The 23564-nt window shown below is 71.0% G+C and carries 25 protein-coding genes; 18 read left to right on the forward strand and 7 right to left on the reverse strand.

Features of this window, described 5'->3' with window-relative positions; genetic code table 11:
* Window positions 1-67 precede the first annotated feature (67 nt).
* The 3 genes from ADL25_RS09445 to ADL25_RS45905 all read left to right on the forward strand — a co-directional run bounded on the left by ADL25_RS09445 (window position 68) and on the right by ADL25_RS45905 (window position 2227).
* The gene (locus tag ADL25_RS09445) at window positions 68-1297 is read left to right on the forward strand and encodes an alpha/beta fold hydrolase (RefSeq protein WP_059127202.1); all 1230 of its coding nucleotides are present in this window, start codon (window positions 68-70) and stop codon (window positions 1295-1297) included.
* A complete protein-coding gene (tsaE, locus tag ADL25_RS09450) occupies window positions 1266-1796 on the forward strand; it encodes a tRNA (adenosine(37)-N6)-threonylcarbamoyltransferase complex ATPase subunit type 1 TsaE (RefSeq protein WP_059127203.1) in 531 nt (176 codons plus the stop codon). Before ADL25_RS09445 ends, tsaE begins: the two co-directional genes overlap by 32 nt.
* A gap of 248 nt (window positions 1797-2044) precedes the next feature.
* Window positions 2045-2227: a hypothetical protein gene (locus ADL25_RS45905; RefSeq protein ID WP_079050261.1), complete on the forward strand. Its 183-nt coding sequence runs from the start codon at window positions 2045-2047 to the stop codon at window positions 2225-2227.
* A gap of 46 nt (window positions 2228-2273) precedes the next feature.
* Here ADL25_RS45905 and ADL25_RS09455 read toward each other — a convergent pair whose 3' ends face one another.
* The gene (locus ADL25_RS09455) at window positions 2274-2828 is read right to left on the reverse strand and encodes a hypothetical protein (RefSeq protein ID WP_079050262.1); all 555 of its coding nucleotides are present in this window, start codon (window positions 2826-2828) and stop codon (window positions 2274-2276) included.
* A 178-nt stretch (window positions 2829-3006) separates the two neighbouring features.
* On the opposite strand from ADL25_RS09455, the gene tsaB reads away from it, so the two are divergent.
* The 7 genes from tsaB (at window position 3007) to ADL25_RS09490 (ending at window position 8569) form a co-directional block, all read left to right on the forward strand.
* Window positions 3007-3660, forward strand: coding sequence for a tRNA (adenosine(37)-N6)-threonylcarbamoyltransferase complex dimerization subunit type 1 TsaB (gene tsaB, locus ADL25_RS09460; protein ID WP_059127205.1), 654 nt, complete (start codon window positions 3007-3009; stop codon window positions 3658-3660).
* Window positions 3657-4187 (forward strand): ribosomal protein S18-alanine N-acetyltransferase, encoded by a 531-nt coding sequence (rimI, locus tag ADL25_RS09465; RefSeq protein ID WP_059127206.1) that lies wholly within the window; start codon window positions 3657-3659, stop codon window positions 4185-4187. The genes tsaB and rimI overlap by 4 nt, the downstream gene beginning before the upstream one ends.
* Window positions 4180-5277 carry a tRNA (adenosine(37)-N6)-threonylcarbamoyltransferase complex transferase subunit TsaD gene (gene tsaD, locus ADL25_RS09470; RefSeq protein ID WP_059127207.1) on the forward strand — a complete coding sequence of 366 codons (1098 nt, stop codon included), beginning with the start codon at window positions 4180-4182 and terminating at the stop codon, window positions 5275-5277. The genes rimI and tsaD overlap by 8 nt, the downstream gene beginning before the upstream one ends.
* A complete protein-coding gene (locus ADL25_RS09475) occupies window positions 5274-5531 on the forward strand; it encodes a hypothetical protein (protein WP_059127208.1) in 258 nt (85 codons plus the stop codon). Before tsaD ends, ADL25_RS09475 begins: the two co-directional genes overlap by 4 nt.
* Window positions 5532-5654: 123 nt before the next feature.
* Entirely contained in the window at window positions 5655-6734 is a 1080-nt protein-coding gene (locus ADL25_RS09480) for an LCP family protein (protein ID WP_059127209.1), read from the forward strand.
* A gap of 155 nt (window positions 6735-6889) precedes the next feature.
* Window positions 6890-7246 (forward strand): YciI family protein, encoded by a 357-nt coding sequence (locus ADL25_RS09485; protein ID WP_059127210.1) that lies wholly within the window; start codon window positions 6890-6892, stop codon window positions 7244-7246.
* Between the two features lie 114 nt (window positions 7247-7360).
* Window positions 7361-8569 carry an RNA polymerase sigma factor gene (locus tag ADL25_RS09490; RefSeq protein ID WP_079050270.1) on the forward strand — a complete coding sequence of 403 codons (1209 nt, stop codon included), beginning with the start codon at window positions 7361-7363 and terminating at the stop codon, window positions 8567-8569.
* Between the two features lies 1 nt (window position 8570).
* Here the strand turns inward: ADL25_RS09490 and ADL25_RS09495 are convergent, their stop codons facing one another.
* Window positions 8571-9743: a class I SAM-dependent methyltransferase gene (locus ADL25_RS09495; protein WP_059127212.1), complete on the reverse strand. Its 1173-nt coding sequence runs from the start codon at window positions 9741-9743 to the stop codon at window positions 8571-8573.
* A gap of 260 nt (window positions 9744-10003) precedes the next feature.
* Here ADL25_RS09495 and ADL25_RS09500 point away from each other — a divergent pair, with 260 nt between their 5' ends.
* From ADL25_RS09500 to groL, 3 genes are all read left to right on the forward strand, one after another.
* On the forward strand, window positions 10004-10792 hold the full coding sequence (locus ADL25_RS09500) for a polysaccharide deacetylase family protein (protein ID WP_059127213.1): 789 nt from the start codon (window positions 10004-10006) through the stop codon (window positions 10790-10792).
* A 242-nt stretch (window positions 10793-11034) separates the two neighbouring features.
* Window positions 11035-11343 carry a co-chaperone GroES gene (groES, locus tag ADL25_RS09505; RefSeq protein ID WP_003998759.1) on the forward strand — a complete coding sequence of 103 codons (309 nt, stop codon included), beginning with the start codon at window positions 11035-11037 and terminating at the stop codon, window positions 11341-11343.
* Between the two features lie 147 nt (window positions 11344-11490).
* The gene (groL, locus tag ADL25_RS09510) at window positions 11491-13116 is read left to right on the forward strand and encodes a chaperonin GroEL (RefSeq protein ID WP_059127214.1); all 1626 of its coding nucleotides are present in this window, start codon (window positions 11491-11493) and stop codon (window positions 13114-13116) included.
* Window positions 13117-13298: 182 nt separating this feature from the next.
* Here the strand turns inward: groL and ADL25_RS09515 are convergent, their stop codons facing one another.
* The 3 genes from ADL25_RS09515 to ADL25_RS09525 form a co-directional block, all read right to left on the reverse strand.
* Complete coding sequence (locus ADL25_RS09515; protein ID WP_059127215.1) at window positions 13299-14006, reverse strand: ester cyclase; 708 nt, start codon at window positions 14004-14006, stop codon at window positions 13299-13301.
* A gap of 117 nt (window positions 14007-14123) precedes the next feature.
* The gene (locus ADL25_RS09520) at window positions 14124-14897 is read right to left on the reverse strand and encodes an SDR family NAD(P)-dependent oxidoreductase (RefSeq protein WP_059127278.1); all 774 of its coding nucleotides are present in this window, start codon (window positions 14895-14897) and stop codon (window positions 14124-14126) included.
* 89 nt (window positions 14898-14986) lie between these two features.
* Window positions 14987-15661, reverse strand: coding sequence for an MOSC domain-containing protein (locus tag ADL25_RS09525; protein ID WP_059127216.1), 675 nt, complete (start codon window positions 15659-15661; stop codon window positions 14987-14989).
* A gap of 80 nt (window positions 15662-15741) precedes the next feature.
* Between ADL25_RS09525 and ADL25_RS09530 the strand changes: the two genes are divergently transcribed.
* On the forward strand, window positions 15742-16638 hold the full coding sequence (locus tag ADL25_RS09530; protein ID WP_059127217.1) for a LysR family transcriptional regulator: 897 nt from the start codon (window positions 15742-15744) through the stop codon (window positions 16636-16638).
* A 167-nt stretch (window positions 16639-16805) separates the two neighbouring features.
* Here the strand turns inward: ADL25_RS09530 and ADL25_RS09535 are convergent, their stop codons facing one another.
* Window positions 16806-17138: a WhiB family transcriptional regulator gene (locus ADL25_RS09535; protein WP_059127218.1), complete on the reverse strand. Its 333-nt coding sequence runs from the start codon at window positions 17136-17138 to the stop codon at window positions 16806-16808.
* 381 nt (window positions 17139-17519) lie between these two features.
* Between ADL25_RS09535 and ADL25_RS09540 the strand changes: the two genes are divergently transcribed.
* From ADL25_RS09540 to ADL25_RS09555, 4 genes are all read left to right on the forward strand, one after another.
* Window positions 17520-18131: a response regulator transcription factor gene (locus ADL25_RS09540; protein ID WP_003948568.1), complete on the forward strand. Its 612-nt coding sequence runs from the start codon at window positions 17520-17522 to the stop codon at window positions 18129-18131.
* A 257-nt stretch (window positions 18132-18388) separates the two neighbouring features.
* Complete coding sequence (locus ADL25_RS09545; RefSeq protein ID WP_059127219.1) at window positions 18389-18964, forward strand: sigma-70 family RNA polymerase sigma factor; 576 nt, start codon at window positions 18389-18391, stop codon at window positions 18962-18964.
* A 232-nt stretch (window positions 18965-19196) separates the two neighbouring features.
* Entirely contained in the window at window positions 19197-20705 is a 1509-nt protein-coding gene (gene guaB / locus ADL25_RS09550) for an IMP dehydrogenase (RefSeq protein ID WP_059127220.1), read from the forward strand.
* Window positions 20706-20866: 161 nt separating this feature from the next.
* Entirely contained in the window at window positions 20867-21991 is a 1125-nt protein-coding gene (locus ADL25_RS09555) for a GuaB3 family IMP dehydrogenase-related protein (RefSeq protein ID WP_059127221.1), read from the forward strand.
* A 128-nt stretch (window positions 21992-22119) separates the two neighbouring features.
* Here the strand turns inward: ADL25_RS09555 and ADL25_RS09560 are convergent, their stop codons facing one another.
* Window positions 22120-23328, reverse strand: a complete 1209-nt coding sequence (locus ADL25_RS09560; RefSeq protein WP_059127222.1) for a nucleotide sugar dehydrogenase — start codon at window positions 23326-23328, stop codon at window positions 22120-22122.
* Between the last annotated feature and the right edge of the window lie 236 nt (window positions 23329-23564).

Consider the following 23564-nt stretch of genomic DNA (forward strand, 5'->3'; position numbering starts at 1 on the left):
CCACACGAGTGAGGGTGGGCAGCGGAAGGCCGGACGGGCGGAGCCTCCGGCGGGGAGGAAACGGGTCGTGAGCGAGAGCAGTGCCGAGGTTGTGGAGGCCGTCACCGGCGCCACCGCCTCCGCCGGCGGGAGTTGGCGCATAGCCGGTATCGCCGGCGCCGCGATAGGCGTGGTGGCCGCGGGCGCCGCCGCCGGCGTCGCCATAGAGCGGATGACGGTCGGCCGCGGCATGCGGCGCAAGGCCCGGCTCGCCCTCGACTCGACGGGACCGTACGGCACCCTGCGGGGTGCCCCCGGCAAGGCCCACGCGGACGACGGCACCGCGTTGCACTACGAGGTCGACGACATCGAGCCGGAGGGCGGAACGGTTCCGCGGCGCCGCCGGCTCTTCGGGCGCAAGGCGCCGGCGCCGGTCACCGTCGTCTTCAGCCACGGCTACTGCCTCAACCAGGATTCCTGGCACTTCCAGCGGGCCGCGCTGCGCGGCGTCGTCCGCACCGTGCACTGGGACCAGCGCAGCCACGGCCGTTCCGCACGCGGCATGGCCCAGGCCGAGGGCACGCCGGTCACCATCGATCAGCTCGGCCGCGATCTCAAGGCCGTGATAGACGCGGCCGCGCCCGAGGGCCCCCTGGTGCTCGTCGGACACTCCATGGGCGGCATGACGGTGATGGCGCTCGCCGACCAGTACCCGGAGCTGATCCGCGACCGGGTCGTCGGTGTCGCGCTCGTCGGCACGTCGTCCGGACGGCTCGGCGAGGTCAACTTCGGACTGCCCGTCGCGGGCGTCAACGCCGTGCGGCGCATCCTCCCCGGTGTGCTGAAGGCGCTGGGCCAGCAGGCGGAGCTGGTGGAGAGGGGGCGCCGGGCGACGGCCGACCTGTTCGCCGGGATCATCAAGCGGTACTCGTTCGCGTCCCGCGACGTCGACCCGGCCGTCGCGCGGTTCGCGGAGCGGATGATCGAGGGCACCCCGATCGATGTGGTCGCCGAGTTCTATCCGGCCTTCACCGATCACGACAAGACGAAGGCGCTGGCCCGCTTCGCCGAGCTGCCGGTGCTCGTCCTCGCGGGCATCCAGGACCTGGTCACACCCAGCGAGCACAGCGAGGCGATCGCCGGTCTGCTGCCGGACGCCGAACTGGTGCTCGTACCGGACGCGGGTCATCTCGTGATGCTGGAACACCCCGAGGTGGTCACCGACCGTCTCGCCGACCTCCTGATGCGCTCGGGGGCGGTCCCGGCAGGGGCTACCGTGGGTGGCTATGGAAGCACCAGCACCGTACAGCCCGGCTGAGGCCCCGATGCCGGGCGTCAGCACAGAGTTCACCGTCACCTCCCCCGAACAGATGCAGGAGCTGGGGCGCCGGCTGGCCGAGCTGCTGCGCGCGGGCGACCTCGTGTTGCTGAACGGCGAGCTGGGCGCGGGCAAGACCACGCTGACCCGCGGGCTCGGCGAGGGGCTCGGCGTACGGGGTGCGGTGACCTCGCCGACCTTCGTGATCGCCCGGGTGCATCCGTCCCTCGTGGACGGCCCCCCGCTGGTCCACGTGGACGCCTACCGTCTGGGCGGCGGCCTGGACGAGATGGAGGACCTCGACCTCGACGTCTCGCTGCCGGATTCCGTCGTCGTCGTGGAGTGGGGCGAGGGCAAGGTCGAGGACCTCGCGGACGACCGGCTGCACGTGGTCATCCACCGCGCCGTAGGAGACACCACCGACGAGGTGCGGCGCGTGACCCTCACGGGCCTCGGCCGGCGCTGGTCGGCCGTGGATCTCGCGGCCCTGTCGGCCTGAGAGCCGGCACGCGATCCGTCCCGGGTCCCCGGCGCGGAGCCGCCCGGTCGACGGGGGTCTTCGCCCGCGAGGTGTACCCGCCGGGTCACCTTCGGAAGGGTCCCCCGGCGCGGCGACCTTCGTCACCCGGCGTTCCGACAACTCGTCGGCAAGATATTGCGCCGCAGGTGCCGGGCATGGTCCCATGGGAATCAGTTCGTGGTTAGGTCTGCCTAACCATGCCGCCCCCGCGACACCAGGAGGCGTCCATGCCGGCTTCAGAACGTGACGAGGCGCAGCCGCGTGTTCCGGCCGGAGCGGCCGGGGTGTCGATGCGGGACCTGCTGGCGGCGTGTGCCGCGGCGAAGGCGGTCTCGACACCGCCGTGCGACCCCGTCCCCCGGGCGCCGCGCACGGCCCACGAGCCCCCGGAACCGCGCAGGGCCGCATAGGACGGGGCCGGCGGGGCGTTTTCCCCCCGCGCGTGCCGCCCTTCGCCTACTTGACGACGACGACTTTCTGACCGCCCGTGGCGAACGACCACATCGCGGTGCCGTCGGCACGGGACTCGCGGATGCCGCCCAGCTTCTTCGAGGCGTCGGGCTTGGGCGTGCTGCCGTCGACCGCCGCACTGAAGCCGAACACCACACCGTCGATCAGTGCGAACCGCACGATGTGCTCGACCGTCGTGCCGTCGGATCCCGTGCCCACGGCGCCGCGCGAGGTCACCGCGTACGTGCCCGGTGCCGGATCCACCGTCCCCGGCATCACCGTGAAGGTGCGCCGCACCTTGTTGCCCGCGCCGACCAGCCACACCCGGTCGTCGACGGTCGAGTACACGACCCGCTCACCGGTGCCCGAGGCGGCGGGCAGCGGCGCCGGGTTCTTCTTGTCCTGCGGCGGCTTCGACGCCGTGGCCGAGGGGGACTTCTTCACCTGGGGCTTGCCCAGGGTGTCGGGCACGTGTGCCGACGCCTGATAGGCGAGGAAACCGACCACGGCGATCGCCGCCGCGGTGAGCGCGGCCACGAATCCCGAGCTGCCCCTAGCCACCTGTGCCCACCTCTCGCCCCCGCACGCGGAAGTCCCCGTCAAGCCGTGTCCGTCTCGTACGACTCACCGATTCGTTGACGGACCGACCGCGTCGTACTCCATTGCTGTGACGGTAGCAGCAGGCACCGCGCGGACCGGCCCGGCCGTGCGCCGGGCGTCGGCGCCGTAGGCTGTTTGCGTGCTCTTGCTCGCTCTGGATACCGCCACCCCCGCCGTCACCGTCGCCCTGCACGACGGAACGTCCGTCGTCGCCTCGTCGAGCCAGGTGGACGCGCGTCGGCACGGGGAACTCCTGCTGCCCGCCGTCGACCGGGTCCTCGCCGAGGCGGGCACGCGCCTCGACGCCGTCACCGGCATCGTCGTCGGTGTGGGCCCCGGTCCGTACACCGGGCTGCGCGTCGGCCTGATGACCGCCGACACGTTCGGGCTCGCGCTCGGCGTGCCCGTGCACGGCGTGTGCACGCTCGACGGCCTCGCCTACGCCTCCGACCTCACCGTGCCGTTCGTGGTGGCCACGGACGCGCGGCGCAAGGAGGTCTACTGGGCGCGGTACGACGACTCCCGCACCCGCGTCACCGAACCCGCCGTCGACCGGCCCGCGGACATCGCGGAGGCGGTCGCCGACCTGCCGGCCATCGGAGCCGGGGCGCTGCTCTATCCGGACACGTTCCCGCAGGCGCGGGAGCCCGAGCACGTCACGGCGGCCGCGCTCGCGTCCCTGGCGGTGGAGAAGCTGGCCGCGGGTGAGGAACTGCCCGCCCCCCGACCGCTGTATCTGCGCCGCCCCGACGCGCAGGTGCCCAAGAACTACAAGGTGGTCACCCCCAAGTGACCGTGCCCGTGACGCCCGCGTTGCGCGAGATGCGCTGGTGGGACATCGATGCCGTGCTGGAGCTGGAGAAGGACCTGTTCCCCGAGGACGCCTGGTCGCGGGGCATGTTCTGGTCCGAGCTCGCGCACTCGCGCGGCCCGGAGGCGACCCGGCGCTATGTCGTGGCCGTGGAGGGCGAGCGCGTGGTCGGCTACGCGGGGCTGGCCGCCCAGGGCGACCTGGGCGACATCCAGACCATCGCCGTCGCCCGCGAGCGCTGGGCCACGGGGCTCGGCGGCCGGCTCCTCACCGAGCTGCTGCGGGCGGCGACCGCGTTCGAGTGCGCCGAGGTGATGCTCGAGTGCCGGGTCGACAACGTGCGCGCCCAGAAGCTCTACGAGCGCTACGGCTTCGAACCCATCGGCTTCCGGCGCGGCTACTACCAGCCGGGGAACGTGGACGCCCTGGTGATGCGGCTCAGCACAGCACCCGACGGCGGTTCCGCTGCGGGCAACTCCTCAGTGCAAGGAACCGAGAACAATGGCTGACGAACCCCTGGTCCTGGGGATCGAGACCTCCTGCGACGAGACCGGCGTCGGCATCGTCCGCGGTAGCACCCTGCTCGCCGACGCCATCGCCTCCAGCGTCGACGAGCACGCGCGCTTCGGCGGCGTCGTGCCGGAGGTGGCCTCCCGGGCGCATCTGGAGGCCATGGTGCCGACGATCGACCGCGCCCTGAAGGAAGCTGGGGTGAGCGCGCGGGATCTGGACGGTATCGCGGTCACCGCCGGGCCCGGGCTCGCGGGTGCGCTGCTGGTCGGTGTCTCGGCGGCGAAGGCGTACGCGTACGCGCTGGGTAAGCCCCTCTACGGGGTCAACCACCTCGCCTCGCACATCTGCGTGGACCAGCTGGAGCACGGCGCGCTGCCGGAACCGACGATGGCGCTGCTGGTCAGCGGCGGGCACTCCTCGCTCCTGTTGTCCACGGACATCACCTCCGATGTGCGGCCGATGGGCGCGACCATCGACGACGCGGCGGGCGAGGCGTTCGACAAGATCGCACGCGTGCTGAACCTCGGCTTCCCGGGCGGCCCGGTCATCGACCGGTACGCGAGGGAGGGCGACCCGGAGGCGATCACGTTCCCGCGCGGTCTGACCGGTCCGCGCGACCCCGCGTACGACTTCTCCTTCTCCGGCCTGAAGACGGCCGTGGCCCGCTGGATCGAGGCCAGGCGCGCGGCAGGCGAGGAGGTGCCGGTGCGCGATGTGGCGGCCTCCTTCCAGGAGGCTGTGGTCGATGTGCTGACCCGCAAGGCCGTCAGGGCCTGCAAGGACGAGGGCGTCGACCATCTGATGATCGGTGGCGGCGTGGCGGCCAATTCACGGCTGCGCGCGCTCGCCCAGGAGCGCTGCGAGGCGGCCGGGATCCGGCTCAGGGTGCCCCGTCCCAAGCTGTGCACGGACAACGGCGCGATGGTCGCCTCGCTGGGCGCGGAGATGGTCGCCCGGGGCCGCGCGGCGTCGGACTGGGATCTGTCGGCGGACTCGTCGCTTCCGGTGACGGATCCGCATGTGCCGGGCAATGCGCACTCCCACGACCACGTCCACGAGGTGAGCAAGGAGAACCTGTACTCGTGACCGTCGCGCTGATGTGGGAGGCACGTGCGGTCGCCGGCCGGGGCGAGGAACTGCTGTCGTGGGCGAGGGCGCAGGAGTTGACGCCCCCGCCCCTGCGCCGGGAGATGCTCCGTGCGCCCCAGGACCGCGTCCTCGTCATCACCTGGTGGGATACGGACTACGCCGCCGATCTCCCCGAACTCCCCGAGCCGGAAAGCCGGTTGGTCACCCGGGCGGTGCACCGCTGGCGCTTCGAGTCGGTGGCGGCGGACTGACGCGGCGGGGTCCCGGGACCCGTCGTTCGGATCATGCCGGTGGACGGCTGAGCGGGCGGTAAGAAGCGTGAGATTTTCCGAAGAATGACGCACAGGGGTCTCTGCTCCCCATAATTCGGACTTATGTTCCTGCGCGTGACTTCAGAAGACGCGCACGGGGACGGCAAGGGTGGCGAAACGCGGCGGGGCGATGGGCGGACCCGTCTGATCAGGGCCGCGGGAGCCCTCGTCGCCTGCGGGCTCGTTCTGGCGATGGCCGGGGCGGGCTGGGCGTACTGGCACCTCAACCAGAACATCAAGAGCGTCGACATCGACGGTGCCCTGGGCAGTGATCGGCCGGCGCGGGCGATGACAACCCCGGCGCCCTCGGCCTCGGCCTCCGCCTCTCCGCTGCCCAGCGGCGCGCTGAGCCTCCTGGTCCTCGGCTCCGACTCGCGTGGCGGCCGGGCGAACGCGGCACTCGGCGGCGGCGACAGCTCCGGCGCCCGCTCGGACACGGCGATGGTGGTGCACGTCGACGCGGGCCGCGCCGGGGCGACGGTGGTGAGCATTCCGCGCGACACCCTGGTCACCCGCCCGTCGTGCCCACTGCCCTCGGGCGGTACGACGGCGGTGGCGTACAGCTCGATGTTCAACAGCGCGTACTCGGTGGGCGGCCCGGCCTGCGCGGTGAAGACGGTCGAGTCGATGACGGGTATCCGCATGGACCACTACCTCGAGATCGACTTCTCGGGGTTCGCGAAGCTGGTGGACACGCTCGGCGGGATCACGGTCACCACCGACCAGGACATCGACGACGACAAGAGCCATCTGCACCTTCAGGCGGGCACGCACAGGCTCGACGGCGAGCAGGCCCTGGCCCTGGCCCGCACACGGCACGGCATAGGCGACGGCAGCGACCTCGGCCGCATAGGCCTGCAGCAGAAGGTGGTGAAGGCACTGCTGGAACAGATCGCGTCGTCGAAGCTGCTGACCGACCCCACCGCCCTCTACCGGGTCGCCGACGCGATCACGGGCAGCCTGACCACGGACACCGGCCTGGACTCGCTGCCGGAACTGGTGCGCTTCGCCCAGAGCCTGCAGGGGCTGACGTCGCAGAACATGAAGACGGTGATGATGCCGGTGGTGCCGGCGGCTTCCGACCACGATCGAGTGGTGGCGAAGGAACCGGCGGCGAGCGCGTTGTGGAAGTCGCTCCGGTGAGGCCCCGGGCCCGGACCTGAGCGTCCGGCCTGCGGCTACGGCCACGGAAAAAGATTCCGCGAAAAAGTTCGCGGCTCGTGTCGAGGCACGCCGTCCCCGTTCGACGCATGGGTGAGAGGCCGGGACGGACCCGGCCGCCGTATCGAGGAGTCACCGTGCCGCGTTACATGTCGCTCGTTCGCATCGACGAGACCACCGCACCCCAGGAGGGCCCGAGCCCCGAGCTGATGGAACGCATGGGGGAGCTGATCGAGGAGGTCACCAAGGCCGGGGTGATGCTCGACACCGCCGGGCTGACGCCGACCGCCCAGGGCACCCGGGTGCGCTGGGAAGGTGGAGAGCTCTCCGTCACGGACGGTCCCTTCACCGAGTCCAAGGAGGTCATCGGCGGCTACGCGATCATGCAGTGCAAGGACATGGCCGAGGCGATCGAGTGGGCCAAGCGCTTCGTGAAGGTCCATGAGGAGTTCTGGACGGTCACCTGTGAGGTGCGGGAGATCGTCCAGGGCTGAGCGTCCCTTGGCGCTCGTCCGCCGGGGGGTGTTGCATGGTGGGCTGTGGAACATCAGCCCACCCCCTCCCCGGCCGCGGGCGACCCCTCCCGCGTGATCGAGACCGTCTTCCGGATGGAGTCGCCGCGCGTCATCGCCGGTGTCGCACGGATCGTGCGCGATGTGGCCATCGCCGAGGAGCTGGCGCAGGACGCACTGGTCGCCGCCCTGGAGCAGTGGCCGCGCGACGGCGTGCCCGACAACCCCGGCGCCTGGCTGACGGCCACCGCCAAGCACCGCGCGATCGACCTCGTACGCCGCCGGGAGCGGTATGCGCGCAAGCTGGCGGAGGTCGGGCGGGACCTGGAGGCGACGCCGTACCACGTCGACGAGCCGGCCGATCCGGACGACATCGACGACGACCTGCTGCGGCTCGTCTTCACGGCCTGCCACCCCGTCCTGCCCGCCGAGTCCCGCATCGCGCTCACCCTGCGCCTGCTCGGCGGACTGACCACGGCCGAGATCGCCCGGGCGTTCCTCGTTGCCGAGACCACCGTCGCGCAGCGCATCGTGCGGGCCAAGCGCACCCTCGCGGCGAAGGGCGTCGCCTTCGAGGTGCCCTACGGGCCCGAACGGGACGCGCGGCTCGGATCGGTGCTCGAGGTCATCTATCTGATCTTCAACGAGGGGTACTCGGCCACCGCGGGTGACGATCTGCTGCGTCCCGCCCTGTGCGAGGACGCGCTGCGGCTGGCCCGTGTGCTGGCCGAGTTGATGCCCAAGGAGCCCGAAGTGCACGGGCTCGCCTCGCTGCTGGAGTTCCAGGCGTCCCGCTCGGCCGCCCGCACCGGACCGAACGGCGAGCCGGTTCTGCTCGGGGACCAGAACCGGACCCGCTGGAACCGCCTGCTCATCGCCCGCGGTGTGACCGCGCTCGGCCGCGCCGACGCGGTCGCCACCGGGGTCCCCGGCCCGTACGCCCTCCAGGCCGCGATCGCCGCCTGCCATGCCCATGCGCACCGGTACGAGGACACGGACTGGGCGCGCATCGTCGCTCTCTACGGTCTGCTGGCCGCCCGGTCGCCGTCGCCCGTCGTCGAGTTGAACCGCGCGGTCGCCGTCTCGATGGCCGAGGGCCCGGGTCCGGCCCTGGAGATCGTCGACCGGCTGGCGGGCGAGCCGGCCCTGCGCGGCTACCACCTGCTGCCGAGCGTCCGCGGCGATCTGCTGGCCCGGCTGGGGCGTACGTCCGAGGCCCGTGCGGAGTTCGAGCGCGCCGCTTCGCTCGCCCGCAACGAGCGGGAGCGGGAACTGCTCCGGGCGCGTGCGCAGGACTGCCGCTGAACTAGGCCGGGTGCCCGAGCAGCATCGTCGGCGCACCGGCCACCCGGGTCAGGAACACGGTCACGGCGTTGGGTCCGTGCGGTTTGGGCAGGACCTTCCGGCGCAGCTCCTCCGGCTCGACCGCCGAGCCGCGCTTCTTGACGGTCACGACCCCGACCTCCCGCTCGCGCAGCAGCGCCTTCAGCCTCTTCACGTTGAACGGGAGCCGGTCGGTGATCTCGTACGCGGTGGCGTAGGGCGAGTCCCGGTGCTCGTCCGCCGTCACATACGCGATCGTCTCGTCGATCAGACCGCCGTCGAGTTCCTCCGCCACCTCCGCGACCAGGTGCGCGCGGATCGCGGCGCCGTCCGGCTCGTAGAGGTAGCGGCCGGGCGCGCGCACGGGCGGGTCGGGCAGCGCGCGGCCGCGCAGCACACGCGGGCCGGGCAGCAGGGTGGCGCGTACGAGCCCCGGCTGCGTGCCGAACCAGAGCACGGCCTCCTTCACATCGCCGCCGTCCGAGATCCATTCGGCCTCCGCCGCGGTGGGCACCGCCTCGTGCGGGATGCCCGGTGCGACCTTCAGGGCCGCGTGCGGTGCCTTCAGGGCCGTTGCCACGGCCCAGGACAGCGGGGGTGAGTACGCCTCGGGATCGAAGATCCGGCCGCGCCCGCCGCGCCGCGCCGGGTCGACGAAGACGGCGTCGTAGCCGGACACGTCCACGTCCGTGACGTCCGCCTCGCGCACCTCGATCAGTGCGGACAGGCCCAGCGCCTCGGCGTTCGCCCGCGCCGCGGCTGCCGTCAGAGGGTCCCGGTCCACGGCGAGGACCCGGATTCCCGCCCGGGCGAACGCGATCGCGTCGCCGCCGATGCCGCAGCACAGATCGGCGACCGAGGTCGCGCCGAGTTCCCGCAGCCGCCCCGCGCGATGGGCCGCGACGGCGGTCCTGGTGGACTGCTCGACCCCGTTCGCCGTGAAGAACATCTGCTCCGCGTCCTCGGCGCCGAACTTCGCAGCCGCCCGTTGGCGCAGCCGCGCCTGCGCGAGGGCCGCCGAGACCAGATCGGCGGGGTGTTCGCGGCGCAACCGGGTGGCGACGGCCAGTTCCTGCGCCGGAGCGGTGCCGCGCACCTCGTCCAGGAGAGCGCGGCCCTCGGGGGTGAGCAGGGAGGCGAAGGAGAGGTCGTTCACCCGGACATTGTCGACCAGTCGGTGGACGGCGTGCGTCCGGCCGCGGTGTCGGCCTGGCAGGGGCGCCGGTCGCTGGAAGGATCCGACACCATGTGGCTCGTACGACAAAACGACGAAAAGTGGGCCGGGTGCCCCTTGCGGCGTGCTGTTCGGGCGGCGAAGCGCACGGGCAGGGGTACGGCGGGCGCGGGCGTGCCGCAACGGTTCCTGCGCAGGGCCACGGACGGGAGGTTCGCGGAAGCGGGCGCGGAGGTCCACCCGTGAGGGCACGGCCGCGGGCCCTGCTCGCCGCGACACTCGCCGCCGTGCTCCTGTCCGGCTGCGCCCAGTCCGTCGACCCGATCGAACGGCTGGGCAAGAAGGCGGCGCAGAAGGTGCAGCGTCCGGATCGGGCGTACCGCCGCTGGGGTCTGAGCGCTCCGCTCACCCCCGCGCCCCGTCCGGCCCGGCCCGCGGGCGGCCCGGGCCGGACGGGAGATGGGCTGCCACCGGTCCTCGATCGAGTTCCCACCCAGGACAAGGTCGTCTTCCTGGCGTACGACGAAGACGTCGAGGGCGACCCCCGGTTCGTGGACATGGTCCGTGAACTGCGGCTCCCCGTCAGTGTGTTCCTCACGGCCGACGGCGCCGGGCCGAAGGGTGCGGATGCCGCGCGCCTGCGGGCGGCCGGTGCGGCCGTCCAGAACCACGCCCTGGGCCACTTCGTGCTGCGCGGCCGCTCCTACGGCGAACAGCGTGCCGAGATCTGCGGACAGCGGGACCGGCTGACGGCGCGCGCGGGCCCGGGTCCGCGGCTGCTCCGCCCACCGCACGGCGTCTACGACCGCACCACCCTCCGCGCGGCGGCGGACTGCGGCGTCTCGGCGGTGATCCTGTGGCGCCCCGTACCGCAACCGTACGGCGCGGGCACGGCCCTGCATCCGGGCGACATCGTCCGCCCCCGCGGGACCGGCCGCCGACTCGCCTCCCCGACCGCTGAGACGGCGCGCCTGCTGCGCCGCATCCAGGCGAGCGGGTTCACGGTGGCCCGTCTGGAGGACTACCTGTAGCGCGGGCCGGGGAACGGGGTGCGGAACGACCCCCGGGTCAGCCCGTCCTCGGCGCCGCGCCGCGGCCGACTGGCACTCCGCTTGACCGAGTGCTAATCGCGGTCATAGTCTCGGCTCTGGCACTCGGCAGTGACGAGTGCCAACAAAGCGACGGGCAGGTCCGGCACCCGCGACGACGGATCCACCTGGTCGCCACCTCAGACAGTTAACCCCGTGAGATCTCCGAAGGGGGAGGTCGGATCGTGACGACCACCAGCTCCAAGGTTGCCATCAAGCCGCTCGAGGACCGCATCGTGGTCCAGCCGCTGGATGCTGAGCAGACCACCGCCTCTGGCCTGGTCATTCCGGACACCGCCAAGGAGAAGCCCCAGGAGGGCGTCGTCCTGGCCGTGGGCCCGGGCCGCTTCGAGAACGGCGAGCGTCTTCCGCTCGACGTCAAGACCGGCGACATCGTGCTGTACAGCAAGTACGGCGGCACCGAGGTGAAGTACAACGGCGAGGAGTACCTCGTCCTCTCGGCTCGCGACGTGCTCGCGATCATCGAGAAGTAATTCACCGAAGCAGATTGCTCTGAACTGCGCCCCTGGCCCCCCGCGACCGATCAGCCGGGCGCCGGGGGCGCGGTTCGTTCTTCACCGTGATGACGGCCGTTCCCCGGGGGCTGCCGGGCATCGCATCCGAGAGGACTGAAACGCTCCATGGCGAAGATCCTGAAGTTCGACGAGGACGCCCGTCGCGCCCTCGAGCGCGGCGTCAACAAGCTTGCCGACACGGTCAAGGTGACGATCGGTCCCAAGGGCCGGAACGTCGTGATCGACAAGAAGTTCGGCGCCCCCACCATCACCAACGACGGTGTCACCATCGCCCGTGAGGTCGAGGTCGACGACCCGTACGAGAACCTCGGCGCCCAGCTGGTGAAGGAGGTGGCGACCAAGACCAACGACATCGCGGGTGACGGTACGACCACCGCCACCGTGCTCGCCCAGGCGCTGGTGCGCGAGGGTCTGAAGAACGTCGCCGCGGGTGCCTCCCCGGCCTCCCTGAAGAAGGGCATCGACGCCGCCGTCGCCGCGGTGTCCGAGGACCTGCTCGCCACCGCCCGCCCGATCGACGAGAAGTCCGACATCGCCGCCGTCGCCGCGCTGTCCGCCCAGGACCAGCAGGTCGGCGAGCTGATCGCCGAGGCGATGGACAAGGTCGGCAAGGACGGTGTCATCACCGTCGAGGAGTCCAACACCTTCGGTCTCGAGCTGGACTTCACCGAGGGCATGGCGTTCGACAAGGGCTACCTGTCGCCGTACTTCGTGACGGACCAGGAGCGCATGGAGGCCGTCCTCGACGACCCGTACATCCTCATCAACCAGGGCAAGATCTCCTCGATCGCGGACCTGCTGCCGCTGCTGGAGAAGGTCATCCAGGCCGGCTCCTCCAAGCCGCTGCTGATCATCGCCGAGGACGTCGAGGGCGAGGCCCTGTCCACGCTCGTCGTGAACAAGATCCGCGGCACCTTCAACGCCGTCGCGGTGAAGGCCCCCGGCTTCGGCGACCGCCGCAAGGCGATGCTGGAGGACATGGCCGTCCTCACCGGCGCCACGGTCATCTCCGAGGAGGTCGGCCTCAAGCTCGACCAGGTCGGCCTGGACGTGCTGGGCTCCGCTCGCCGCGTGACGGTCACCAAGGACGACACGACCATCGTCGACGGCGGTGGCAAGTCCGGTGACGTCACCGGCCGTGTCGCCCAGATCAAGGCCGAGATCGAGAACACCGACTCCGACTGGGACCGCGAGAAGCTCCAGGAGCGTCTTGCCAAGCTGGCCGGCGGCGTGTGCGTGATCAAGGTCGGCGCCGCCACCGAGGTGGAGCTGAAGGAGAAGAAGCACCGTCTGGAGGACGCCATCTCCGCGACCCGCGCCGCGGTCGAGGAGGGCATCGTCTCCGGTGGTGGCTCCGCTCTGGTCCACGCCTCCAAGGTGCTGGACGGCGGCCTCGGCAAGCAGGGCGACGAGGCGACCGGTGTCGCCATCGTCCGCCGCGCGGTCGTCGAGCCGCTGCGCTGGATCGCCGAGAACGCCGGCCTCGAGGGCTATGTCATCGCCTCCAAGGTCGCCGAGCTCGAGAAGGGCCAGGGCTACAACGCCGCCACCGGCGAGTACGGCGACCTGATCAAGGCCGGCGTCATCGACCCGGTCAAGGTCACCCGCTCCGCCCTGGAGAACGCCGCCTCCATCGCCTCCCTGCTGCTGACGACCGAGACCCTGGTCGTCGAGAAGAAGGAAGAGGAGGAGCCGGCGGCGGCCGGTCACGGCCACGGTCACTCCCACTGACGCGAGCCGACAAGCGGTACTGAGGCCCGGCACCCTCGGGGGTGCCGGGCCTTGCGCTGTCCGCCCCCCGACCCGCCGGCGGCCGATGGCTTACTCTGCCGGGCGCATTCGGGCCGTCATCGGCCTCACCCACGACAACGGGACCCGGCCGGGCGGTTCGCGGCCCGACGGCCCGTTGCCTTCTAGACCTCGAGCACGTCCAGTTCCCCCAGTTGTTCCATCAGGCCCAGCCGGTCGTACTGCCACCAGCCCTCGACGATCTTTCCGTCGGCTCCGCACCGGAAGACCGTCGTGCCGGTCGTGGTGACCTCCCTGCCCGTGGGCGGGATGCCGAGGAACTCGCCCGTGTGCCTGCCCTTCCAGGACCAGCGGGTGCACACCTTGTCCCCCTCGGCGATCTGGTCCTCGACGGTGAACGCGAAGTCGAAACCGGCCCGCCACTCCCGGATCTCGCGCCGCATCGCGTCCATCCCGATGGTGTCCTGCTCGTTGGCGGGATCGTGGCCGTGGTAGTTCTCGGCGAGCAGTCCGTCGAGCGGCGGCAGCTCGCCCCGGGCGGCGACGACGTCGAAGTACCGCCGTACGTTCGCCACGTACAACTGCTCGTCCCGCACCACCACCAGGTCCGTGAAGACGGGCATCTCGTCGCAGAGGGCGATCATGTCGTGGAAGATGCGGTCGGTCTCCGGAAGGTTCGAGGTCCGCATCGCCTCCTCGTAGGAGGGGAACTCCACGATCTCGATGAAGTGCGAGGCGTCCGACCTGTCCTTGCCGATCAGGCTGTGTGTCGCACTCCGTCTGCCGCCGGTCTGTTCGAGCCATGTGTCCACGAGCCGGTTCATCTCGTCGAACCGGCTGGTCCTGCAATCTATGAGCTGCACGAATGTCATGACGCCGCCTCCGGCCCCCCTGGGTCCGGCAGATACGCCCATCCTCCCACCCGAGGGGCGGCGTCACCTCTCCCGCAGCGGCCCGCGCCTGCGGCGCCGCACGGCCGTGCCCGGTTGCTACTGCGGTCCGAACCTGCGCCCCGTCCGGGTGGTGATCCCGCCCAGCAGCGCACGCGGCGTCACCTTGACCACACCCATCAGCGCCTTGTACCGAGGGTCGGGAATGGACACCGTCCTGCCCCGGGCCAGATCCGCGAGTGCGGTGGCGACCAGCTTGTCGGCGTCCAGCCACATCCAGCCGGGGATGGTCTCCGTCCCCATTCCGGCGCGATCGTGGAACTCCGTGCGTACGAAGCCGGGGCACAGCACCATCAGCCGTACTCCCGATCCGGCCAGTTCCCGTGCCGCGCCCTGGGTGAACTGCACGACCCACGCCTTGGACGCGCCGTACGTGCCGCGCGGGACGAACGCCGCCACCGAGGCCACGTTGACGATCCCGCCGCGGCCGCGGGTGCGCATCGACTCCGCCGCCGCGCTCGTCAGCCGCAGCACCGCCTCGCAGTGCACCTTGAGCATGCGCAGCTCGTCCGCCATGGGGACGTCGAGATAGTGGCCCTTGTTGCCGAAGCCCGCGTTGTTGACGAGCAGGTCGACCGGGTTCTTCAGCTCGGACAGACGCGCGGCCACCGCCTCGATGCCCTCGTCGGTGGCGAGGTCCGCGGTCAGCACCTCCGCCTCGATGCCGTGCCGGTCGTGCAACTCCGTCGCGTGCTCGCGCAGCCGCTTGGTGTCGCGCGCCACCAGGACGAGGTCATGGCCGTCGGCGGCCAGCCGTCGTGCGAACGCGGCGCCGATGCCCGCGGTCGCTCCCGTAATCAGAGCCGTTGTCATGGGCCAACGATAGTGACCCGGACGGATCGAGTCCGCCTGCCGGACCGGGCATTCCACCGGCTCCACCGCCAACGTCCCTATGGGGTGCGTCAGTTCCCGGCGGGGCGCATCTGCATGTATCGACGTGCCGCCGCGGCGGTCTCCGGGTGCAGCGCATCGCCCGCCGCCAACAGGTCCGGCAGCAGATGCCGTTCCGTGGTGGACGCGCGGAACTGAAGGGCGACGGTGATGTCGTGCCCGGGCCGGTGCACGATCTCGATGGGGTCGCCCGTCCGCGTCTCACCCGGTTCGATCACGCGCAGATACGCTCCGGGTGCCCCCCGGTGCGTGAACCGCCTGACCCAGCCCCGCTCGCCCAGGTGTCCCTGGAAGGTGCGGCAGGGGATCCGCCCGGAGGTCACCTCGAGCACCAGCTCCGAGCCGACGCGCCAGCGCTCGCCGATCAGGGCGCCGGACACGTCGAGTTCCTCCGTGGTGAGGTTCTCGCCGAACGAGCCGTTCGGCAGCGGGCGGCCGAGCTCGCGCTCCCACGCGTCCAGGTCCTCACGGGCGAACGCGTACACTGCCTGGTCGTCGCCACCGTGATGCCGCAGGTCGCACACCGCGTCCCCGGCCAGCCCGCTCGCCCCGGTTCCCTTGGGCCCGGGGGCGGTCACGCGCACCCGCCCGTCCACGGGCCGCTTGTCGATGCCCGTCACCCCCAGCGGCTGGTCGGTGTAGTCGACGGCCACGGGCCGGCCCAGATTCAGAGACAGAAGCTTCATGTCCGCACCGTAGGGGACGAAAGGTCAAAGCGTCGACGCAATATCAGCCGCCTTGTCCAAGATTCGCTTATGCTTGCAGGGTGATCGAGGCTCGACATCTCCGTGTGCTGCGCGCCGTGGCCGCCACCGGTTCCTTCTCCGCGGCAGGGCGCGAGCTGGGCTGCACCCAGCCCGCGGTCAGTCAGCAGATGAAGGCGCTCGAGGCGTCGGCCGGTACCCCCCTGCTCGTCCGCAACGGCCGCGAGATGCGTCTGACCCAGGCCGGCGAGGCGCTGGTGCGGCACGCGGCGGGCATCCTCGCCGGGCTGACCGCCGCCGAGGAGGAGGTCGCCGCCATCGCGGGACTGAGGGCCGGCCGGGTCCGCCTCGTCTCCTTCCCGAGCGGCAGTTCCACCCTCGTGCCCACCGCGCTCGCCGCCCTGCGCGCCGCGCATCCCGGCACCCGCGTCTCCCTGGAGGAGGCCGAACCGCCCGAGTCGGTGGAGACGCTGCGCGCGGGAGACTGCGACATCGCGCTCGCGTTCCGCTACGAAGGGGCCGCCGGCGCCGAGGAGTGGGACGACCTGGTCGTCCGCCCGCTGCTCGTCGACCGTCTCGTCGGGCTCGTTCCCGAGGGGCACCGGCTGGCGCGCGCGGAGTCGGTCGCCATCGGCGAGCTCGCCGGGGAACCGTGGATCGCGGGCTGCCCGCGCTGCCGTGGGCAACTGGTGCAGGCATGCGAGAGCGCGGGCTTCACGCCCCGTATCGACTTCGCGACCGACGACTATCCGGCGGTGGTCGGCCTGGTCGGCGCCGGTCTCGGTGTGGCCGTACTGCCGCAGCTCGCGATCGAGTCCGTGCGGCCGAGGGGTGCGCGGCCCGTCACCCTGGAGCCCGCGGTACGGCGGGAGATCGTCGCGCTCACTCTGCCGGATCTGGCACAGGTGCCCGCGGTGGCGGCGACGCTCGAGGAACTGGCGCGGGCGGCGCGCCGATAGAGCAGGAGCGGATCCTCCGGATGCGGAGCGGTCCCCCGACGAGCGGTCCCCTGGGCTCCATCCCCCCGAAAAGCCCCCTGTCCCCCTCACCCCCGAAACGCCTCCCGGGCGGTGCCCATGCCAAAAATGGGCACACAAATGCGCGCCCGTAGTGAAGAAACGTTCCTTCAGTTGTTCGAGGGGCTACTGCCCCCGCTGGTCGTGGAGGCCGGTACCAGCCGGTTCCGCGCCCGTCCCATGAGTTCTTCCCGTTCGTCCTCGGTCAGCCCGCCCCACACGCCGTACGGCTCGCGCACCGCCAGTGCGTGGGCCGCGCACTCCGCGCGTACGGGGCACCTCATACAGACCTCCTTGGCCGAGTTCTCACGAGCGCTCCGAGCCGCCCCTCGTTCGCCCTCCGGATGGAAGAAGAGCGAACTGTCGACTCCACGGCAGGCCGCATGGAGCTGCCAGTCCCACAGATCCGCGTTCGGACCGGGAAGGCGGGAGAAATCTGCCATTGCGTGTCCCCTTGTTGCCGTTCTGGGCGGATATGTGTGTCCCCGACCGTACAACGACGATCTTAGGAGATGAAAATATGACTCATTGCGAATCTAGCCCTAGACACCAGCAAACGGGAAGAAAAACGGCTAAATGGGGCATAGGTTGTGGTGAAAGTTCGAGGGTCCGCCGCGCATGTCTGCACCGTGTCCGCGCCCTCACGTACAGTGCCGAAGATGGCTTGCTGCACCGTAACTCTTTCGAGTGACCATCGTTGAGAGTGCGGAGGCGGTTGAAACAACAAGCGCTCGGGCAGGCGTCCGAGGGCGTCGACCGCACAGGTGACGATTCGTACCAGCCTGGAGGCTCAAGGTGACGCGCATCAGCTGCGGAGGGCGGTCATGACATCCGTCCTCGTCTGCGACGACTCCCCGCTTGCCCGAGAGGCGCTCCGCCGCGCGGTGGCGACCGTGCCCGGCGTCGAGCGCGTGACGACGGCGGCCAACGGCGAGGAAGTCCTCCGCCGCTGGGGGGCCGACCGCTCGGACCTGATTCTGATGGACGTACGCATGCCCGGTCTGGGCGGCGTCGAGACCGTGCGGCGTCTGCTGTCCGCCGACCCCGGTGCGCGCATCATCATGCTCACCGTCGCCGAGGACCTGGACGGTGTGGCGCTCGCGGTCGCCGCCGGGGCGCGCGGATATCTGCACAAGGACGCCTCGCGCGCCGAGCTGCGGGCGACCGTGACGCAGGCCCTCGCCGACCCCACCTGGCGGCTCGCGCCGCGGCGGCTGCGCTCCGCCGAGATGGGCGCCGCGCCGACACTCACCGCGCGTGAGATCCAGGTGCTCGAGGGCATGAGTCACGGCCGCTCCAACGCGGAGATCGGTCGCGAGCTCTTCCTCTCCGAGGACACCGTGAAGACGCACGCCCGGCGGTTGTTCAAGAAGCTCGGCGCCTCGGACCGCGCGCACGCCGTGGCGCTCGGCTTCCGGTGGGGCCTGGTCCGCTAAGTGGATCACCGCGGGGGTACGCAGATCCCCGCCTACCGCACGGTGGGCGGGGTTGGCAACACGGCCCGCCGGGTGCCCGCTGCTCGTTTCGCCGCGGATGCCGCATCCTTGGAGGTGTGGAGTTCCTCGGGGACGAGTCGATCGAGCGGGAGGGGAGGGCGCAGGAGATGAGTTCCGGCGCACCTGCTCATAACGCTTCGGTGCACAACTACGGACGCGGTGCCACGGACCGGACGACGCCAAGGCACCATGGACCGATGCGCGACGACGAGACAACGGTGATCGGTGCGCTCGTCCATCGTGCCGTCGACGGCGACGAGCAGGCGACCCATGACCTGCTCGCGCGCGTCCATCCACTGGCGCTGCGCTACTGCCGTACGCGGCTGTCCCGTCTGCCCGGAGACGCCCGGCACTTCGTCGAGGACCTGGCGCAGGAGGTCTGCGTCGCCGTCCTCCTCGCGCTGCCGCGTTACAAGGACACCGGGCGCCCCTTCGAGGCGTTCGTCTTCGCGATCGCCGCGCACAAGGTCGCGGACCTTCAGCGCGCGGCGATGCGTCACCCCGGCTCGACGGTCGTCCCGTCGGACGAGATGCCGGAGCGCCCGGACGACTCCCTCGGGCCCGAGGAGCGCGCGCTGCTCAGCAGCGACGCCGAATGGGCCAAGAAGCTCCTGGCCAACCTGCCCGAGAACCAGCGGGAACTGCTCCTGCTGCGCATCGCGGTGGGCTTGACTGCCGAGGAGACGGGTCAGATGTTGGGAATGTCACCGGGAGCGGTGCGGGTGGCCCAGCACAGGGCCCTGAGCCGGCTGCGCGCGCTCGCGGAGCAGTAGACGCGGCTCCCCCGGCGGTGCGGCGGTCGCCCTGGCGGTCATGATCCGTCGGCTCCGGGTCGGTACCGGCCGAGCACGGCGGTCCGTGCCCCGGCCCCCATATGAACAGGCGTCCCCTCGGTTCCGTACGAACATACGAAGCCGAGGGTCACATCGAACCGTGGAATGAGAGAGCCGTGCTTCCCGTTAGCATGGACATCCGCACCGATCAAGGCCATTTGGGGAAGGTGTCATGACTGCATACGTCGACGGAGTGCCCGAGAAGTTCGCGACACTCGGGCTGACCTACGACGACGTGCTGCTGTTGCCGGGCGCGTCCGACATGGCACCCGACGAGATCGACACCGCCTCGTACGTCTCCAAGAACGTCCGGGTCAACATCCCGCTTCTGTCCGCCGCCATGGACAAGGTGACCGAGTCGCGGATGGCGATCGCGATGGCGCGCCAGGGCGGCGTCGGGGTGCTGCACCGCAACCTGTCCATCGAGGACCAGGCCAACCAGGTCGACCTCGTCAAGCGCTCCGAGTCCGGCATGGTGGCCAACCCCATCACCATCCACCCGGACGCCACGCTCGGCGAGGCGGACGCCCTGTGCGCGAAGTTCCGCATCAGCGGTGTCCCGGTCACCGACCCGGCGGGCAAGCTGCTCGGCATCGTCACCAACCGCGACATGGCCTTCGAGAGCGACCGCTCGCGCCGGGTCAGCGAGGTCATGACTCCGATGCCGCTGGTCACCGGTCAGGTGGGCATCACCGGCGACGAGGCCATGCAGCTGCTGCGCCGCCACAAGATCGAGAAGCTTCCGCTGGTCGACGACGAGAACGTCCTCAAGGGCCTGATCACGGTCAAGGACTTCGTGAAGGCCGAGCAGTACCCGAATGCGGCGAAGGACACCGAGGGCCGCCTCATCGTCGGCGCCGCCGTGGGTGTCGCGGGTGACGCCTTCGAGCGTGCCCAGGCCCTGATCGAGGCGGGCGTCGACTTCATCGTCGTCGACACCGCGCACGGCCACTCGCGACTGGTCGGCGACATGGTCGCCAAGATCAAGTCGAACTCCTCGGGCGTCGACGTCATCGGCGGCAACATCGCCACCCGCGACGGCGCCCAGGCGCTCATCGACGCCGGCGTGGACGGCATCAAGGTCGGTGTCGGCCCCGGCTCCATCTGCACCACCCGGGTGGTCGCCGGCATCGGCGTCCCCCAGGTCACCGCCATCTACGAGGCGGCGCTGGCCGCCAAGGAGGCCGGCGTCCCGGTCATCGGCGACGGTGGCCTGCAGTACTCCGGCGACATCGCGAAGGCCCTGGTCGCCGGCGCCGACACGGTGATGCTGGGCTCGCTGCTGGCCGGCTGCGAGGAGTCCCCCGGAGAGCTGCTCTTCATCAACGGCAAGCAGTTCAAGTCGTACCGCGGCATGGGCTCGCTGGGCGCCATGCAGTCCCGCGGCGACCGCAAGTCCTTCTCCAAGGACCGCTACTTCCAGGAGCGCATCGCCTCCGACGACGAGCTGATCCCCGAGGGCATCGAGGGCCAGGTGCCCTACCGCGGCCCGCTGTCCTCGGTGGTCCACCAGCTGGTCGGCGGTCTGCGCCAGTCGATGTTCTACGTCGGCGGCAGGACGGTGCCGGACCTCCAGACGAAGGGGCGGTTCGTCCGGATCACCTCCGCGGGCCTCAAGGAGAGCCACCCGCACGACATCCAGATGACGGTCGAGGCGCCGAACTACAGCGGCAAGAAGTGATCCACGCCCGCGTGGAGCGGGTGTGACACGCGGGCGAGACGGCGTCCGAGGGCGGTCCCGGAGCTTCCGGGACCGCCCTCGCCGTACGTCCGGGGCGCCCTCCGGCAATGGCGTCGGCGATACTGGAAGACGCTGAAACGCATCAGGGAAAGGCCACAGACGTGACTGAGATCGAGATCGGGCGCGGCAAGCGCGGCCGCCGGGCGTACGCCTTCGACGACATCGCCGTCGTCCCCAGCCGCCGTACGCGGGACCCGAAGGAGGTCTCGATCACCTGGCAGATCGACGCCTACCGTTTCGAGCTGCCCTTCCTGGCCGCCCCCATGGACTCGGTCGTCTCCCCGGCCACCGCCATCCACATCGGCGAGCTCGGCGGCCTCGGCGTGCTGAATCTCGAGGGCCTGTGGACGCGGTACGAGGAGCCGCAGCCGCTGCTCGACGAGATCGCCGAGCTGCCTTCCGACTCCGCGACCCGCCGGATCCAGGAGATCTACGCGGCTCCCATCAAGGAGGAGCTGATCGGGCAGCGGATCAAGGAGGTGCGCGACTCCGGGGTGGTGACCGCGGCCGCGCTCTCCCCGCAGCGCACGGCACAGTTCTCCAAGGCCGTCGTGGACGCGGGCGTGGACATCTTCGTCATCCGCGGTACGACGGTGTCGGCGGAGCACGTCTCCCACTCGCACGAACCGCTGAACCTGAAGCAGTTCATCTACGAGCTCGACGTCCCGGTGATCGTCGGCGGCTGTGCCACCTACACGGCCGCCCTGCACCTGATGCGCTCCGGCGCGGCCGGTGTGCTGGTCGGCTTCGGCGGCGGCGCCGCGCACACCACGCGCAACGTGCTCGGCATCCAGGTCCCCATGGCCACCGCGGTCGCGGACGTGGCGGCGGCCCGGCGCGACTACATGGACGAGTCGGGCGGCAGGTATGTGCACGTGATCGCGGACGGCGGCGTCGGCTGGTCGGGCGACCTGCCCAAGGCGATCGCCTGCGGTGCCGACTCCGTCATGATGGGCTCGCCGCTCGCCCGTGCCACGGACGCACCCGGCAAGGGCCACCACTGGGGCATGGAGGCCGTCAACGAGGAGCTGCCGCGCGGCAAGAAGGTCGACCTCGGCACGGTCGGCACCATCGAGGAGGTCCTCACCGGCCCCTCGCACACCCCGGACGGCTCGATGAACTTCTTCGGTGCCCTGCGCCGCGCCATGGCCACCACCGGCTACAGCGAACTGAAGGAGTTCCAGCGGGTCGAGGTGACGGTGGCGGACTCGCAGCACAAGCGGTGAGGTGACGTCGCACCGCGCGCTAAGCACTGAAGGGGCCCGGTCCACCCGTCGGGGTGGACGGGCCCCTTCGCGTGCCCGATGTCGCGGGCGGGGTGCGATCGGGGACGGGCGCCGAGCACGCGTCCGGTTCACAGCCGATGGGCCGCCCCGGTGGGCGTGGCGCCCCGTGTGTCCAGAAGCAGTTGCGCCTTCACCGACAGGCCCTGGAGGTCGTACGTGCGGTGGTGCTGGAGCAGGATCGTCAGGTCGGCGCCCGCCGCCGCCTCGTAGAGGGAGTCCGCGCGCGGGATCGGGCGGTCCAGGACGCTCCAGGCGGGGACGTGCGGGTCGTGGTAGCTGACGGAGGCGCCCAACTGCATCAGGCGCAGCGCGATCTCGGGCGCGGGGGAGCCCTGCTGGTCGGCGAGGTCCGGCTTGTAGGTGACGCCCAGCAGCAGGACACGGGCGCCGCGGGCCGACTTGCCGTGCTCGTTCAGCAGGGTGGCGGCCCGCTGGACGACGTACTGGGGCATGTGGTTGTTGACCTGCTGCGCCAGCTCGACCATGCGCAGGGTGCGGCCGGTCAGACCCGCCAAGTCCTGCGGGACGGCGTGGCCGCCGGTGCCGGGGCCGGGGCGGAAGGCCTGGAAACCGAACGGCTTGGTCTCCGCGCAGCGGATGACGTCCCACAGGTCGACCCCCAGGTCGTGGCAGAGGACCGCCATCTCGTTGACCAGGGCGATGTTGACCTGACGGTAGTTCGTCTCCAGTACCTGCACGGTCTCCGCCTCGCGGGGCCCACGCGCGCGTACCACCTTGTCGGTGAGGCGTCCGTAGAAGGTGGCGGCGGACTCGGTGCAGGCGGGGGTGAGACCGCCGATCACCTTGGGTGTGTTGGCGGCCCCGAACTCGCGGTTGCCCGGATCGACCCGGCTGGGCGAGCAGGCGAGGTGGAAGTCGCGTCCGGCGCGCAGCCCGGAGCCCTCCTCCAGCAGAGGGCGCAGGAACTGCTCCGTGGTGCCGGGCGGCACCGGCGACTCCAGGATCACGGTGGTGTGCGGGCGCAGCTGTTCGGCGAGGGTGCGGGCGGCCGCCTCCACCTGGCCGAGGTCGATGGTGCCGTCGGCGCTGCGTTGGGCGGGCGCGCAGATGACGGCGGTGCGGACGCGGCCGAGTTCGGCCGGGTTGGTGGTCGGACGGAATCCCCGCGAGAGCATGCGACGCAGTTCGGCGGCGGTGAGGGAACCGGCTTCCGGCCCCGTCCGGTACCCGAGCGTGGAGATACCGGCGGCGACGGCGGCCTGGGCCAGGGGAAGGCCCAGATGGCCGAGTCCGATGACGGCGAGATCTGCGGGCATGGAGTGGGCCGTCCTTCTCTCTAGCCGAGTCGGATGTGGTGCGCAAGCCCTGTGGACACAATGAGGGAGCGCAATGTCACACTAGGAGTAAATATGACCGATTTGCGGGATTGACGTGGCGCGTTTCCATGAGTGTCGTCCACAGGCCGCGGGTGCGTGGTGGCCGAAGTCGGGCATCACGGTCAGACTTTGGGCATGGGGAGATGAGCCGGGCTTCGCCGGACGGGTGTGGCCAG

Source organism: Streptomyces sp. NRRL F-5122 (assembly GCF_001507435.1).
GTDB lineage: Bacteria > Actinomycetota > Actinomycetes > Streptomycetales > Streptomycetaceae > Streptomyces > Streptomyces lannensis.

What these genes read in the sequence shown, in the direction of transcription:
- ADL25_RS09490 (WP_079050270.1), top strand. Translation starts at nt 7,361, where the DNA reads ATGGAGTCGCCGCGCGTCATCGCCGGTGTCGCACGGATCGTGCGCGAT.
- ADL25_RS09545 (WP_059127219.1), top strand. Translation starts at nt 18,389, where the DNA reads ATGCGCGACGACGAGACAACGGTGATCGGTGCGCTCGTCCATCGTGCC.
- ADL25_RS09560 (WP_059127222.1), bottom strand. Translation starts at nt 23,328, where the DNA reads ATGCCCGCAGATCTCGCCGTCATCGGACTCGGCCATCTGGGCCTTCCC.
- ADL25_RS09535 (WP_059127218.1), bottom strand. Translation starts at nt 17,138, where the DNA reads ATGGCAGATTTCTCCCGCCTTCCCGGTCCGAACGCGGATCTGTGGGAC.
- ADL25_RS09540 (WP_003948568.1), top strand. Translation starts at nt 17,520, where the DNA reads ATGACATCCGTCCTCGTCTGCGACGACTCCCCGCTTGCCCGAGAGGCG.
- groL (WP_059127214.1), top strand. Translation starts at nt 11,491, where the DNA reads ATGGCGAAGATCCTGAAGTTCGACGAGGACGCCCGTCGCGCCCTCGAG.
- guaB (WP_059127220.1), top strand. Translation starts at nt 19,197, where the DNA reads ATGACTGCATACGTCGACGGAGTGCCCGAGAAGTTCGCGACACTCGGG.
- tsaD (WP_059127207.1), top strand. Translation starts at nt 4,180, where the DNA reads ATGGCTGACGAACCCCTGGTCCTGGGGATCGAGACCTCCTGCGACGAG.
- ADL25_RS09520 (WP_059127278.1), bottom strand. Translation starts at nt 14,897, where the DNA reads ATGACAACGGCTCTGATTACGGGAGCGACCGCGGGCATCGGCGCCGCG.
- tsaE (WP_059127203.1), top strand. Translation starts at nt 1,266, where the DNA reads ATGGAAGCACCAGCACCGTACAGCCCGGCTGAGGCCCCGATGCCGGGC.
- ADL25_RS09515 (WP_059127215.1), bottom strand. Translation starts at nt 14,006, where the DNA reads ATGACATTCGTGCAGCTCATAGATTGCAGGACCAGCCGGTTCGACGAG.
- ADL25_RS09480 (WP_059127209.1), top strand. Translation starts at nt 5,655, where the DNA reads ATGTTCCTGCGCGTGACTTCAGAAGACGCGCACGGGGACGGCAAGGGT.
- ADL25_RS09525 (WP_059127216.1), bottom strand. Translation starts at nt 15,661, where the DNA reads ATGAAGCTTCTGTCTCTGAATCTGGGCCGGCCCGTGGCCGTCGACTAC.
- ADL25_RS45905 (WP_079050261.1), top strand. Translation starts at nt 2,045, where the DNA reads ATGCCGGCTTCAGAACGTGACGAGGCGCAGCCGCGTGTTCCGGCCGGA.